Here is a 305-nt window from a genome sequence, read left to right on the forward strand (position 1 = left end):
ATGCGCTTCGCTGGGTGCGGCTTTGGTAGTTCCTTAGGCGACGGCGTTCTGGAAGAAGTAGCCCAGGGCGCCTGCCGTGATCACTTCCTTGACGGATTCGCCGCAGCGCACGAGTTGGCTGCCGCGCAAGCCCTTCTTCGGCTCGGGCATGTCGCCGGCCACCTTGGTGCCGAACTGGCCGGTAAAGCCGAAGGTCGGCTGGCCGGTCTTGGCCGCCATCACGTCGTTGTAGATGAACGCTGCATGCTTGCCCCACACGCGGGAGTTGACGGGCGCCTGGCCCTTGCGCGCCGTGTTCACGAAGC

At 65.2% G+C, this 305-nt stretch carries 1 protein-coding gene; it reads right to left on the reverse strand.

The genetic code is table 11. From position 1 onward, the window contains the following. Positions 1-33: 33 nt before the first annotated feature. On the reverse strand, positions 34-305 hold a 272-nt coding region (locus tag COI44_RS24360), incomplete at its 5' end, for a hypothetical protein (protein ID WP_218926937.1).

The organism is Bacillus sp. AFS088145, assembly GCF_002564465.1.
Classification (GTDB): Bacteria; Bacillota; Bacilli; order Bacillales; family Bacillaceae_G; genus Gottfriedia.